The 12,815-nt window shown below is 40.1% G+C and carries 15 protein-coding genes; 4 read left to right on the top strand and 11 right to left on the bottom strand.

Going from position 1 to position 12,815, the window contains the following annotated elements:
- Positions 1–246: 246 nt before the first annotated feature.
- Entirely contained in the window at positions 247–822 is a 576-nt protein-coding gene (aat, locus tag CK510_RS16565) for a leucyl/phenylalanyl-tRNA--protein transferase (RefSeq protein WP_095722757.1), read from the bottom strand.
- Positions 823–995: 173 nt separating this feature from the next.
- On the opposite strand from aat, the gene CK510_RS16560 reads away from it, so the two are divergent.
- On the top strand, positions 996–1,328 hold the full coding sequence (locus tag CK510_RS16560) for a DUF8822 family protein (protein WP_095722756.1): 333 nt from the start codon (positions 996–998) through the stop codon (positions 1,326–1,328).
- A 198-nt stretch (positions 1,329–1,526) separates the two neighbouring features.
- Here CK510_RS16560 and rpsN read toward each other — a convergent pair whose 3' ends face one another.
- The 6 genes from rpsN to CK510_RS16530 all read right to left on the bottom strand — a co-directional run bounded on the left by rpsN (position 1,527) and on the right by CK510_RS16530 (position 6,596).
- On the bottom strand, positions 1,527–1,829 hold the full coding sequence (gene rpsN, locus CK510_RS16555) for a 30S ribosomal protein S14 (RefSeq protein ID WP_095722755.1): 303 nt from the start codon (positions 1,827–1,829) through the stop codon (positions 1,527–1,529).
- 128 nt (positions 1,830–1,957) lie between these two features.
- Complete coding sequence (nth, locus tag CK510_RS16550; RefSeq protein ID WP_095722754.1) at positions 1,958–2,626, bottom strand: endonuclease III; 669 nt, start codon at positions 2,624–2,626, stop codon at positions 1,958–1,960.
- Between the two features lie 35 nt (positions 2,627–2,661).
- On the bottom strand, positions 2,662–3,747 hold the full coding sequence (gene rseP / locus CK510_RS16545; protein ID WP_095722753.1) for an RIP metalloprotease RseP: 1,086 nt from the start codon (positions 3,745–3,747) through the stop codon (positions 2,662–2,664).
- A gap of 182 nt (positions 3,748–3,929) precedes the next feature.
- Positions 3,930–5,210 carry a serine--tRNA ligase gene (serS, locus tag CK510_RS16540; RefSeq protein WP_095722752.1) on the bottom strand — a complete coding sequence of 427 codons (1,281 nt, stop codon included), beginning with the start codon at positions 5,208–5,210 and terminating at the stop codon, positions 3,930–3,932.
- A 361-nt stretch (positions 5,211–5,571) separates the two neighbouring features.
- Complete coding sequence (locus CK510_RS16535; protein WP_095722751.1) at positions 5,572–5,814, bottom strand: hypothetical protein; 243 nt, start codon at positions 5,812–5,814, stop codon at positions 5,572–5,574.
- A gap of 200 nt (positions 5,815–6,014) precedes the next feature.
- Positions 6,015–6,596, bottom strand: a complete 582-nt coding sequence (locus CK510_RS16530; RefSeq protein ID WP_095722750.1) for a DUF3611 family protein — start codon at positions 6,594–6,596, stop codon at positions 6,015–6,017.
- 615 nt (positions 6,597–7,211) lie between these two features.
- Between CK510_RS16530 and CK510_RS16525 the strand changes: the two genes are divergently transcribed.
- Both CK510_RS16525 and CK510_RS16520 read left to right on the top strand, forming a co-directional pair.
- The gene (locus CK510_RS16525; protein WP_095722749.1) at positions 7,212–7,598 is read left to right on the top strand and encodes a PadR family transcriptional regulator; all 387 of its coding nucleotides are present in this window, start codon (positions 7,212–7,214) and stop codon (positions 7,596–7,598) included.
- Between the two features lie 9 nt (positions 7,599–7,607).
- The gene (locus tag CK510_RS16520; protein WP_095722748.1) at positions 7,608–8,138 is read left to right on the top strand and encodes a cofactor assembly of complex C subunit B; all 531 of its coding nucleotides are present in this window, start codon (positions 7,608–7,610) and stop codon (positions 8,136–8,138) included.
- 416 nt (positions 8,139–8,554) lie between these two features.
- Here the strand turns inward: CK510_RS16520 and CK510_RS16515 are convergent, their stop codons facing one another.
- Positions 8,555–8,872: a DUF3155 domain-containing protein gene (locus CK510_RS16515; protein WP_095722759.1), complete on the bottom strand. Its 318-nt coding sequence runs from the start codon at positions 8,870–8,872 to the stop codon at positions 8,555–8,557.
- 384 nt (positions 8,873–9,256) lie between these two features.
- Here CK510_RS16515 and CK510_RS16510 point away from each other — a divergent pair, with 384 nt between their 5' ends.
- Positions 9,257–10,741: a sensor histidine kinase gene (locus CK510_RS16510; RefSeq protein ID WP_095722747.1), complete on the top strand. Its 1,485-nt coding sequence runs from the start codon at positions 9,257–9,259 to the stop codon at positions 10,739–10,741.
- A gap of 24 nt (positions 10,742–10,765) precedes the next feature.
- Here the strand turns inward: CK510_RS16510 and CK510_RS16505 are convergent, their stop codons facing one another.
- The 3 genes from CK510_RS16505 to CK510_RS16495 all read right to left on the bottom strand — a co-directional run bounded on the left by CK510_RS16505 (position 10,766) and on the right by CK510_RS16495 (position 12,784).
- Positions 10,766–10,987: a hypothetical protein gene (locus tag CK510_RS16505; RefSeq protein ID WP_095722746.1), complete on the bottom strand. Its 222-nt coding sequence runs from the start codon at positions 10,985–10,987 to the stop codon at positions 10,766–10,768.
- A 6-nt stretch (positions 10,988–10,993) separates the two neighbouring features.
- On the bottom strand, positions 10,994–11,353 hold the full coding sequence (locus tag CK510_RS16500) for a type II toxin-antitoxin system RelE/ParE family toxin (protein WP_095722745.1): 360 nt from the start codon (positions 11,351–11,353) through the stop codon (positions 10,994–10,996).
- 177 nt (positions 11,354–11,530) lie between these two features.
- Positions 11,531–12,784, bottom strand: coding sequence for an S-layer homology domain-containing protein (locus CK510_RS16495; protein WP_095722758.1), 1,254 nt, complete (start codon positions 12,782–12,784; stop codon positions 11,531–11,533).
- Positions 12,785–12,815: the final 31 nt, after the last annotated feature.

Raw genomic sequence — 12,815 nt, 5'->3', positions numbered from 1 at the left:
CTGTTTCGTTCCCTTTTAAACAGGATTTGTCAAGATAGTTAGCGATAAATATCTAAGTAAGGGTGGCGATTAAATGAACTTTTAAGCACTCGGTTAGCCGTAATTTTGTTCGTTTTCTCGACACGCTGGTAACAAAATAACCAGTTTTAAATTGCTAGAACCCTTGATTTTTAAAGTGTTTTAGGGGATGAATCAGCCCTGGGATTAAGGGGGGTAATTCCGAGATATTAGGGGAATTAAGAATTATTAATCTATCGAACACGGAATATTTAAAGCCTTTTCTAATAAGTTTTGATACTCTTTATTCTTAATTCGATACGCACCAAATCTTTCTAAGTGAGGATTCATCATTTGGGCATCAAACAGAAGAAATTCACGTTCCCGCAAGCGTTCGACTAACTTCACCATCGCGACTTTGGAACCATCAGGAATGCGAAAAAACATTGATTCACCAATAAATATACCAGCGATCGCAATCCCTAAAATTCCGCCTGCGAGTTGTTCCCCTTGCCAAGTTTCAAAACTATAAGCCCAACCAGCCTTATATAATTCCCAATAGATTTCTTTTAACTCATCTGAAATCCAAGTCGTATCACGATTCGCACAACCTTCTACCACAGACTCAAAATCTTGATTTATTGCCACATGAAAACGTTCCTGATTCAAAACCCTCTGTAACGACTTTGGATAACGGAAACGTTCATCGAGAGGAATCAGAGTGCGATCGCGACTTCCGTACCACCCCAATTGATTGTTATCATCAGCCATGAGAAAATAACCTTGGGAATAGCCTTGAATAATAGTAGCAACGTCATATTGCATAAAATTATAGATACTGGTTAATAGTTAGTAATTAGTGAGTGAAATTGGTATCAGTTTTTACTCATACTGAAATTAATTTTCTTGTTGCTAATTACCAATAACCTATTAACGATAACCAATTACCTATCACTAATTATCTATTAACTATTTACCCATTACCAATTCTCAAAATTATGACAGAACCAATCCCGGCTATCACACTACTACCTTCGGAAAAACCCGAACAAGAAGGAACTTGGTTGAAACAAAACTTACATAGATGGCTTGACGAGCAATTTATACCAGAAGCTGTCAATAAAAAAATAGCCGAACGCGCAGCGCAAATATTTGTACGTCAGCGAATGGAAGGAGAAAACGACCTTGGTTCGCTAGTATTAGCAATTGTGACAGAAATGCAAGCGTTCGACTTTTCCAAAAGCTTCTATGGAGAATTTGCGATCGCAAATGCCGTCAGCGAAATTCTCCTAGAAAGTCTTGGTATAGATAATAAGTGTTGCGGACAATGATTAAAAGTTATGAGTTATGAAGTTATTTATATTCCTAACTCCTAATACCAATTACTTATGAATATGAAGTCGCACATTATTTAGACCCCTCCAAACCTCCCCTACCCTGCGGGAACGCGAAGCGCGTAAAGCAAGGGGAGGTGCCACAGGCGGTGGGGTTATTTTATGCGTCTTCATATTAAAATGGTATAACTTCCTCTACCAACTAGACTTCACAACCCCAGGTAGCAAACCTTCATGTGCCCACTCGCGCAAAACGTTGCGAGAGAGACCGAAATCACGATAAAAACCTCTAGGACGACCAGTTACCCAGCAACGGTTATGCTTACGAACAGGTGCGCTATTGCGAGGTAATTGCTGAATTTTCCGATGAATTTCAAACTTTTTCAACGGATTATCAGCCATTCTAAACTCTTCAAGCAAAGCTTCGCGTTTATCAGCGTACTTTTCTACTATTCTGGCGCGTTTCTTCTCGCGCTCAATCATGCTCTTTTTTGCCATTACATTCCGTAAACTAAATTTTTAGACAGCATTCCCTATTCTATATCAAGAACAAATGGAAATTTGACATTGGGCATTGTTGAGTTAGAGATTACAACTTAAAGATTGGTTAATAACCAATCAATACCCTATACCTGACCATTAGATGGACACAAATCGGCAAACTCACAGCGATCGCAACCCGGATTTCTGGCTTTACAAACAGCCCTACCATGATAAATCAGGCGAATTGACCAATTTTCCCAGTCAGGTTGGGGTAACAACTTCATCAAATCCCGCTCTATATGAATAGGATCGTCAAACTTTGTAAACCCTAAACGATTACTCAAACGCTTAACATGAGTATCAACCGTGACACCTGCATTAATCCCATAACCATGTGCTAGCACAACATTAGCCGTTTTCCTCGCGACTCCAGGCAACTTTAATAAATCATCCATGCGATTTGGGACTTGACCGCCAAAATCTTGGACAATCATTCTACAAGCACCTTGGATATTCTTAGATTTATTGCGAAAAAAGCCAGTTGTCCGCACCAATTCAGTGATTTCTGACAAATCCGCATTTGCCATACTGGGGGCATCTGGAAAACGAGCGAACAATTCTGGTGTTACTTTATTCACACGTTCATCAGTACATTGGGCAGAAAGGATTGTTGCTACCAGCAATTGAACAGTTGTGGAATAGTCTAAAGAGCAAGTAGCATCGGGATAAAAACGCTTGAGACGCACGAGAACTTCGAGCGCTCTTTGCTTATTCGATGATTTATTTGATGACCTTGTGCGGGTAATGCTCACTGCGATCGCTTATTCAAATAGCTTATAAAATTAGCTTACTGAAACAATGCTTCTTTAACAATTAGAAAAATCCCTAATCCCAAAAGTAGCACTAAACCAGTTTGCATTACACCCTCTTGGATGCGATTTGGTAGAGGTTTCCCCCGCAAACCTTCGATTAACAAAAATGCCAATTGTCCACCATCCAAAGCTGGTAGGGGCAAAATATTAATCACAGCCAAATTGATGCTAATCAACGCGCCAAAAAAGAACAAATTCCCTGCGTCATTTTGAGCTATACTAGCGCCAATTTTGACGATTTTCACAGGTCCAGCCACTTGTCCGGCAGTTTCTTTAAAATTTGTAATCAACTGCCCAAATCCGCCAAATGTACCCACAACTATTTGCTGGAACTTCGAGGCGGATACACCAAGAACCTCAGAAATACTGCGATCGCGATTGTAAACAGGCTTGCCATTAGAAGACAAAACGGGTTTACCATTGGCAGATAAACCAATACCAATTATGCCCTTACCATCTTCACCAGCTTTAGGCGTAACTTTTAAATCGAGTATTTCTTCTTGTCGCTTAATTTGTAATTGTATTTCTTGATTTGGGTGATTTTTAATCTCTTCCGTCAAAATGCGCTGAGAATCTAGAGAAGCAGGAAGCTGTTTATTGTTCACAGCAACAATAATGTCATCTTTTCTGACACCTGCTTGATAGGAAATAGATTCCTGATTAACTGGTTGCACGATCGCACCAGGTTCGTATCGGATTTCCGGCGTTCCAATAATACCCAATTGCAACACCAACAACAGGTAAGCAAAAATTAAATTAGCGATGACACCAGCACTAATCACAATTGCCCGGTCTAAAATTGGACGATTACGCAGTAAATTCGGGTCATCAGCAGGAATATTGCTGTCTGGATCATCATCAGGGAAACCGACAAAACCACCCAATGGGAAAGCACGGACAGCATACTCAGTTTCAGAACCCTGATACTTCCAAATCACCGGACCAAAACCCAGCGAAAAGCGATTAACATAAATACCTTGTGACCTTGCTGCAATAAAATGTCCCGATTCATGAACCAGGATTAAAACAGCTAAAACTGCGATCGCCGCTAAAAATGACATAGATTAATTTTAATTAAGATTCAGCTACACTTATCCATTCTAAAGCGTCTATCTCAACTCAATCCTCTCCTCCATGTATTATTTCCGTATTAGCAATAGGAACTAGGCAAAAATGATATTCCCAAAATTCCCTTTGCGTCTTTGCGACTTTGCGCGAAAAAAATCCATATTTTATTCCCCAACTACAACACCTCCCTCCCCATAAACCCCTGCAACACCTCAGGAATCCGAATACTTCCATCAGACTGTTGATAATTCTCCAAAACAGCAGCCATAGTTCTCCCGATAGCCAAACCCGAACCATTCAAAGTATGAACAAACTGCGTTCCCTTCTTCCCCGACTCCTTAAAGCGAATATCACCACGACGAGCTTGAAAATCAACAAAGTTAGAACAACTGGAAATTTCCCGATATTTACCCGAAGAAGGCAACCAAACCTCTAAATCATAGGTTTTCGTCGAACTAAAACCCAAATCACCCGTACACAACTCCATCACTCGATAGGGCAACTTCAAAGCTTGTAAAATTGCTTCTGCATTCCCGACTAATTTCTCCAACTCCACAAACGAAGAACTAGGATGTACAAACTTCACCAATTCCACTTTATTAAATTGGTGCAAACGAATCAAACCACGCATATCCCGTCCATAACTGCCAGCTTCCCGACGAAAACAGGGAGTACAAGCACAATGATAAATCGGTAAATCCTCCGCATTAATCACTTCACCGCGATACAAATTTGTAACAGGCACTTCTGCTGTAGGAATCAACCACAAATCATCTGCCTCACATTTAAAACTTTCCTCAGCAAACTTTGGTAACTGTCCCGTTGCTGTCATCGACTCCGTATTCACCAAAATTGGCGGCATAACTTCCACATAACCAGCCGCAATTTGCGTATTCAGCATAAAATTTATCAATGCCCGCTCCAACGCTGCACCCGCTCCAATCAACGTAATAAAACGGCTTTGGGCGACTTTTACAGCACGCTCAACATTGAGAATCCCCATCTTTTCAGCAATCTCAAAGTGAGGAATAATACCTTCATTTTCAGAGATATACTCATCACCCCATTTGCGAACTTCGACATTTTCCTCTTCATTTCTACCAACAGGAGTAGATTCGCTCGGCAAATTTGGCAGCGCAAGTACAAGTTCTTGAATTCGCTCCCTAATCTCTTTCTCTTGAGGTTCAAATTCGCTAATTTTCTCTTTAACAGATTTTCCCTCATCCCTTAATGTGGCGATTTCTGAACCCTTAGGAGCGGAACCTGCTTTAATTTTTTGGGGGATAACGGCAGCAATCTCATTTCCCCTTGCCTGAAGTTGACTTCGGGTAGCTTCGAGTTCCCGTTGTTTTTGATTTAATTCCAATATCGGCTGAATATTGTACTTATCACCACGAGTTGCCAATCTTTGCTGGATTAACTCTGGATTTTCTCGTATTTGCTTGATATCTAACATAAATTTTTCTCTATTTCTAATTCATATATTCTTGCCAACAAATCAGCATACAGCATACCCGCACTCATTTTGGCGCATCGCGGTAATCAAAGTACCAAAATTTTGCCCTAACCAATATAGCTAGGGCAAAGTTATTATTATAAAGTTTAATTTTTTAATTAATTATTCGCTCAACCATAAAGTTAATAAATATTGGACTGATACATTTCTACTAATGCTCACTTTTAATCGCATCAACCATTTGGCTAGCAGTTTCCTTTACAACTAATCCATTGCTGCCTACCTGACTCAGATTGTACTGACTAGCGGACTTAGAGTAAGCCACAAAATGAATGATCCTGTGTTGTCATGCTGTAGCAAGCTACAGAATGACATTGGGCATTTCTTTCTGTGGAGTTCTCTTATATTGTTCACTTTCCCGCGAACTACTAGGAGATGGAAGCCAGTAGGCAAGTACCCCCGTAAGTCCACCCCAATACATCGCTTTTTCGCTTGCTTGGGAATCTTTATTCACAAGTTGGAAGGTACAAAGGCTCAATACTACTGTGCTAAAAAGTACTTGTATCCAAAATTTAGATGTTTCGATTTTGTTGTTAGAGTTCATGACTTCAGACCTTGAATAGCGTGATTTGTATTTAATTGCAAGTTCAGCAACACTTCTTTATAGCGTGCAATTTTATTAACTTATGCAAGTGTCTTCACGCTTTCAGGTGATTTTTCGGAAAAGTTAAGTATTAGTTATTAGGCATTAAGCATTAGGCATTAGGTATTGGTCATTTTAAATACCAAACCAACCAGACTTCTCTACTTAGTAATTCGATTTAGCAACCAAATAGAACCCACAAGTCCAGCAAAGTGAGCCGAAACCGTATTCGTATTTGCTTGGACTACAAAAATATCTAGCGGCTGAATAACCCTACTGGGGTCAACTTGGGTTATGGTTCCAGGGATGATTTGCGATACCGTCAGCGATTTTGTTAACAAAATTCCCACGATCGCTTGCGCTCCTATAAGCGTTAACAATATCCCCACCAAATGCACAATCAACCCCAAGCGAACGACTTGGACAGTTTCCAGCTTGCGAGGACGATTGCTAGAATTTGAAGAATCAAGTTGCCTGCCAATACGAACATAACGGAAGGAAATAAAAATACCTATTCCTAAGACCACCAATCCGCTAATTGCAAAAAATATACCTATTCCAGCCCCCGAATTATTGGCTGTATTCGCCGCACCCGCAGTCCTAGAACCTGCACTGAAACTAGCAAATAATAAAATTCCCCCGGATACTAAGCCGAGAACCAATTGTGACCAAAAAGTAATCCAACCCGTGAGACGGAAAAGTTTTGCGATCGCTCGCAGTTGTAATTCTGATGTTTCTGACATAACTAAATTATTTATTGTATGGGCTAGGCTCTAGTTGCATTTAATTGGAGTTTAATTCCAGACTTAATTTCAGATCGTCGCATTTTAACTTACTATCACACTTCTCTACCTGCCTCTCAATCGTCTTAATACAAATCAAACAAGGGATAGGGGATTGGGCATTGGGCATTGAGAATAAACCCAACTCCAACTCCCAACTCCCAACTCCCAACTTCCTTACCCCTACTCTCGGTAATCACTAACCAAGAAAGTGTTTATTAAGTTTTACAAAAAATATCGCATTTTACCTTTAAAATAACGTGAGTGGCATTTTATGCTTAAGCAGACCGAATCGACCTGGCATCACTTAACACACTAGTGACAGCATTAGCTGTTATCTATCCGCTCCTCACCACACCACATGCAAGGTCGGAAAAAGGCGCAAAATATTGCGTCTAAACGGTTTATGCTCCCATCCCACGATTAGTCAGCGTGGGAACATGTAGAATATTCGTGCTGTGGCATTATAGCCTAAGTAGCGTTATATACTTACAAGGTATGGGGTAACACTATATACTGACTACAGAGATTTTAAACTCGCTAAACCCCAGGCATTCTTTTAACCATTCACAAACCATGAAACTTGAGGATATATACCAGTTCTTTGAGAATCCTCCGCCAACTTACCTGTGCCAAGAACTAGCAGTCTGTTACATTTTGTCTGTTTTGCGAGAGGGAGAATCTTACGGTACCGAGTTGATTCAGAAACTAGAGCAAGAATACCCAACCTATAGACTTTCGGATACCGTACTTTATAGTGCGATCAAATTCCTCGAAGACGAAAAGGCAATTACTGGGTATTGGAAGAAGCTCGAAGGAAGGGGTCGTCCCCGACGCATGTACCAAGTTTCTCCCGAATGGCAAGAGCGATCGCAACAGCTAGCTGATTTATGGCAGGAGTATATCAAGCGAAGGTCAAATTCACTAATAATAAGTAGAGAACTAATCGCCTCCGGTGAGTGACCGCTTGTTATGGATAATACGATTCTGCCATCTACGTTGTTGCTAAATTTGCTGTTAATAATTGGGCAAGTTTTCTTTATACGAGCCTCAACTAAAGACCGCATCGAAAAAGCACAACTTATTTCAACTCAGGAGGAAGCTATTCTTTTACCTCGCTTGAAAGAATACTTCCAATCGAGGTTTTACCGAGTGGCAGAGGTAGACACTGAACAAAACCAAGTCACTTTTGAAGGGTTTGTCCGACCTAGCTTATTTTTGGCAGCGTTTTTAACGCTGCTAGCATCTGTCGGAACTCTTTGTCTTGCCTTGGTTTTGTCGCAACTTTTCCCAAGTTATGGTTTTATTTTCTTAGGATTGCTACTTCTGTCTCCTTTGAGCGGATTATTTTATTGGAAAAAAGCTGGAAGACTTGAGAAAGTTTTGCTTAAGGTTGAACCCACCAAAAGCAATCAAGACTTCTCAAGTCGTATAGTTATAGTTGCTCATCGCGACGAAATTAACGAATTACAGCAGGCACTAAAATTAAATCTCTGTGAATAACTGCTGAAGAACCAAAACTTTTATTAAGTAAGTTAGAGAAGCAGCTTTCATGACCTAATCGCTTATCGGTGAGAAAGGGAGAAAAAGAGACTTTATTAACTGCCACCGCTCTCCACGACAAATGTCGTGGAGATAAAATACGTATTTAGAGAGTATACAACTATAAGTTTGATACTCTTTTCATACTGATAACAGGTTCATCTATCTTTCTCGCTCCACCACTCCCACACTACGAATTAATCGCAACTACTGCCGCTTCAACTTCAAATAGAGTTGATTATTGTTCCCGGATATGCAATCACTGGCAATCAAGCTACATCATTAAGAAAAAATTAATTTTTGAATAAAAGTGACCCTTTTGCCAGGTAATAGTTGTCAAGGAGCAAAATAAATCTTGAAGAATACTTATCGATGATTTATCGAGCCGCTAAAGCTAGTACCTCCTGCCCAGGTGAAGGCTCCAATACTTTCAAACTGGGAAATAAGAAATGGTTCTCCTCAACGTACTGAGCGCCAAACAGACCTTTTTCAGCCCAAAAATATCGGTCTGTTGTATGCTCGTTACGCTTTACAAGTAATAACGCTGGTGGCGCAATCTTTTCAGTTTGAATAAACTTCCTAGCTGCGGTTACAGGTTTATCTTCGCCACTCTCGATACTGTACTGAGGTACATGCTCCAGAATTCGTCGCCCTTCCTGGCGACGACGGCTCTTCCGTTTGCGTCTCCTTGCCAAGCCAAATTCCTCCTCTTTCAAGCAAAAGTTTGTAGTTATAGCTACAAAATCCGTCGTAATTATAAAAGTTCTAGTCCAAAAAATCAACTGTTTTTAAAGTATTGATACAACTCTTCGTCATACCAGTAATAACTTTAAAGGTAGATAAATGAAAAGCGCTACAATGTAAGTAGTTGGACACAATTAATTACACAAAACTTGGGCTGAAATTATTACCTATCAAAGATATCCAAGAATCTGTATTGTAATTAATTCTGTCTGGTTACTTATATTAGTCTGATACAAAGCATAATTTAAAAGATTTTGTTAAAATTTGTGAAAGAAAAATTTTTTATTCCTTGAGTCTCTTACTTATAATCGGTAATTATTGAGCAGAAGCTGAAAATGTTAATGTCTGCCAGTTCGGAGTTTGTTGCTCTAGTCAGAGAGCAAATGGCGCTGTTAGCCCAGGGGCTGGGAGCATCATTGAGCATTTTATATTTGACACAGGAATTAGTTGAGTCGCAAACAAAAGAGGCAAAACTGGTTCCTGTAGTGATTTATCCTGAAAATTCCGCCTTGGGACAAGGGGGAGCGGATTGGAATAAATCCCATTCCTCGGATTCTCGTTCGCTTAAGCATCCCACTTGGTTTGAAGAAAATACCCTAGAAATTAGAAATCCTTTTTCTTCTTTAAATGTAAGTTCTGCAAATTTAAATCAACCAACTGTAAGTCAAAGATTGCTGACAGGGGGAGAAGATTTGACTATCCCATCAAGTCAATTTGTGACTGGGAATACAAACTCGGCAGCAGGTTTGTCTGATTTACAAATACCAGATTTGCAAAACGAATTATTTTTGAATAGCGATCGCGAAACGGCTCCCTTGGAAAATCGTGTGGTTTTACCTCTGATTCATGAAAATATGATGATGGGTGTATTGGTGACGACTCGCAATGATGGGGTTTGGAACGAACAGGAACGCAGCGAAATCAAAAGGGTTGTACAAACAATTGCGATCGCTTGTATTTTGGATCAAAAGCGAGCTTGGCTGTATCAACAATTACACTCATCCCAGATTGTCCAGGAGAAACAGCAAGATTTGCTCGATAGCTTATTGCATCAATTTCGTAATCCACTAACGGCTTTGCGAACCTTTGGTAAGCTATTGATGAAACGATTACAGCCGGGAGATAGAAACCGGGATGCAGCTGAGTCGATAGTTAGAGAGAGCGATAGATTACAAGAACTGCTAAAAAAATTTGAGGAAGTTATTGACTTAACAGATCGAGATTTAGCACCATTATTAACATCAAGCAATCAAATACATAACCAAGCTGTAGTCGAAGTTCCAGCACAAAAAACCCTAAAAGCCGCATTATTATTACCAGGTTCGGACGAAACTGTCACCGACTGTCACATTACCGATATATTAAGACCATTGTTGGATTCCGCAAGTGCGATCGCGAGTGAACGAAACCTGGAACTAATTACAGAAATTCCCCCCAACATACCCAAGATTAGAGCAAATACTAAAGCATTACGGGAAGTCTTAAATAATATTATTGATAATTCCTTGAAATACACTCCCGCAGGGGGAGTAGTATTAGTACAAGTGGGACAAGAGAAACTCAAAATGCAGGGAGTGGTAATTAGCGATACAGGTCCCGGTATTCCACAGCAAGATTTAGAACATATTGGTGAGAGACATTACCGAGGAGTGCAAGCACAAACTCAAATTCCCGGTACTGGTTTAGGTTTAGCGATCGCGAAACAATTAATCGAAGAAATGCAGGGTGAAATTCAAGTTTTCAGTCCTGCGTTGGAATCAATTATCAAAACTCCAAATATTCCTGGAAGCACGTTTATTATTTGGTTGCCGATTTGTTAATTGTAATTGGGTGTTTGTTAATAGTTAATAGATATTTTTAATTGTGGATTCAGTACCTTTACTGCTGAGAGTGTCAATTAGCGCTATTTGTAAAAAATCTCCGTTTTGCTCTTGAGCAATTTTTAGTAGTTGCCTAAGTTGCTGACGCTTCTTTTCCTCTGCAATAAGTTCAGCAGAACGTTCTGCAATTTGTTGTTGTTGTTCTTCTGGTAATTGTTTTATTTTTTCTCTTAAAGATATGCCCATAAAACCTCAATTTGAGTCTTGTAGTTGAGCTAAGTGTGTCGCGAATCGAGCATCTGCTTTTTTTATCAATTGCTTATAAAATTTTGTCTGGCTACCTCCAGATTTATCCCCTGCTACTAACAATATCGCATGCCTTTCTGTATCAAACGCAAATGCAACACGCCATACACCGTCATCTGCGTCAAAACGTAATTCTTTCATGTTGGAATACTTTGAGCCTTTAAGTGTGTCAGCATGTGGTCTTTTTAGCATAGAGCCAAATTCTTCCAACAAAGTTGCTTTGGCAGTTAGTTCGGTTTGTACTTCTTTTGGGAGAGCATCAAACTCAGAAGCAAATTCATCATGAAATTCAACAACCCATACCATTTAAATCATACTTTTTTCAAAGACGTATTTCAAGAGTATATCAGCGTGCTTCGCGATATCTAGCTCGGATAGTATTTTTTTAATTCACGGAATTTTCAATTTGCGTCAACAAAAAGGATAAAAGGGCAAACATATTGTTCACCCCTACCCATTAACTATTTAACTATTGACTATTAACTATTTCAGGGATATTTGCAGATTTTCACCGATGGTCATTTGTAAATCTGTGTCAGGGTCAATGACAATCAGGTCTACACTCTTCTTACCGAAGAAAGCGCCAATTAAACCACCGATTGCAGCACCACCGAGAACTTCCTCAGTTGCGATCGCTCTATCTCCTGTAACGACTGAAACTGCTGCTGCTGCCCCTGCTCCATATACGGCACTCTTTAATGCTGAACCTAAACGACTACCTTTTTTAATGGTTTCGATTTTGGTGATTGTCTCAGATTGAGCGTTAATTTTATATTCTTGACCGTTAGTTAATATCAGCTTGTCTGCGATAAATTGCGAGCCTTTTTGACCTTTAACTGGTTTAATTTGTCCAACAACTTGGCTACCTGCAGGAATAATTACTCTTCCTTTGTCGGTGACTACGTTTTGTGAGACAGTCAAGGTCAAGGGTGCAGTTTCCTCTCTGGTAACTAGGATTTTTTCAGCTTTGTCATATTTAACAGGAATCGCCGTACCTTGAGGAATAACTATTGCAACAGGGTCTTGGATACCACCATTAATTGCAACGATAAATGGTGAGTTAATTGCCGAAGCTTGATTACTACTAACTAATGCTTGATAGATAAATGCTGCAACTTGTGCGCGTGTTGCTACTCTGTCAGGATTGAGGAATTTGAGATTGGGATAGTTAACTACAATTTGGTTTTCTGTTGCTGCTGCGATTGGCGATCGCGCATAACCGGAAATATTTGCGGAGTCGTTGAAATATTTTAGTGTGCCTTCAACATTGCTTTGAGCGCGGTATTCTAGACCGTTTGCCAAAGAAACTAATACTTGTTCGCGAGGAATGGCTTGATTTGGTTCAAAACGGCTACCAGGATATCCAGACATGAAACCTGTGCTGTAAGACTGTTGTATTGCGCTAGCTGCCCAGAAGTTGCTGCGGACATCAACAAAGCTGGTTCCTTGACGAACTTGATTTTTTTGGAAAGCTTTATTCAGCATTGCTGCGAATTGAGCGCGGGTTACTTGTTCGTCAGGACGAAATGAACCATCGGGGAATCCAGCTATGACACCACGTTGTGCAAGCGATTGAATGAATTGTGCAGCCCAATAGTTAGATTGAACATCAGAAAACGAAGTTGCTGTTTGGGCAAACGATGGTGCAGGTGCAACTATGGGTGCAAGAGTACCTGCGGTGATTCCCATTGCCATGAATGCAGCCAATCCAGATTGCCAATGTTTTTGAGCAGCCATTGTTTGATTTCTCCCCTTTCCTTCTTTATTT

This window comes from Brunnivagina elsteri CCALA 953 (assembly GCF_002289455.1).
In the GTDB taxonomy this organism is placed as follows: domain Bacteria; phylum Cyanobacteriota; class Cyanobacteriia; order Cyanobacteriales; family Nostocaceae; genus Brunnivagina; species Brunnivagina elsteri.
The sequence above is the reverse complement of the archived record's forward strand: the minus strand, read 5'-3'. Positions and strand labels throughout refer to the sequence as shown.